1 protein-coding gene and 1 pseudogene are annotated in these 755 nt (G+C 76.6%); both read right to left on the reverse strand.

Translation table 11 applies throughout. The features are described 5' to 3' along the window. A partial coding sequence (locus tag GT042_RS05585) for a lysylphosphatidylglycerol synthase domain-containing protein (RefSeq protein ID WP_237530495.1) occupies positions 1–506 on the reverse strand: 506 nt, incomplete at its 3' end. Between the two features lie 134 nt (positions 507–640). Then, positions 641–755: pseudogene (locus GT042_RS05590) on the reverse strand (SAM-dependent methyltransferase); the annotation flags it as partial.

The following is a 755-nucleotide window of genomic DNA, read 5'->3' on the forward strand; positions in this document are numbered from 1 at the left end:
GCGACGATCGCCCCCGCCGCCGACGTGGTCACGGCGTGGTGGACGGCGCGGCCGGCCTCCGCGAGCGCCGGGGTGGGCCGTACCGCCAGCACCGCCACCGCGACGGTCGCCAGAACCGCCTGACCCGCCGTCCGTTCGAGCACCACCGCGCGGACGCCGCGTCCGACGTCGCCGACGTCCTTCCCGTGCCGCACCGCGCGGTGCACGTCGCCGAGGACGCCGCCGGGCAGGGCGGCGTTCAGGAACAGGGCGCGGTAGTACGAGGCGACGGCGCCGCCCAGGGGCAGTTCGACGTCGAGCGCGCGGGACACCAGGCGCCAGCGCCAGGCGCTCAACAGGGTGGTGAGCAGGCCGAGTCCGAGGGAGGCGAGCAGGACGGCGGCGTCGATGCCGCGCAGTCCGTCGAGGAACGCGCCGTTGCCGAGCCGCCACACCAGCACGGCGAGGAGGCAGGCGCCGGCGAGGGTGCCGAGGTGGGTCCGTACGGTCCGGAGCATGCGGAGCATGCGGGGCATGCGGGATGTGCGGGGTGTAGGGGATTTACGGGGCGCGGGGGTCGTACGGGACACGCGGGCCGTACGGGACACGCGGGCCGGGCGGGATATGACGGGCTGGGTCGCGGGGCGTGCCACGGGGCCTGTCACGAGGTCTCCCCGGTCGACCGGGGCAGCGCGAGGAGGTCGTGGTGGTGCACCACCACGCGCAGTTCGCGGGCCGCGGCCTCGGCGAGGCGGCGGCGCAGGTACGCGTGGGCG

Origin of the sequence: Streptomyces sp. SID3212, from assembly GCF_009865405.1 — a bacterium.
In the GTDB taxonomy this organism is placed as follows: domain Bacteria; phylum Actinomycetota; class Actinomycetes; order Streptomycetales; family Streptomycetaceae; genus Streptomyces.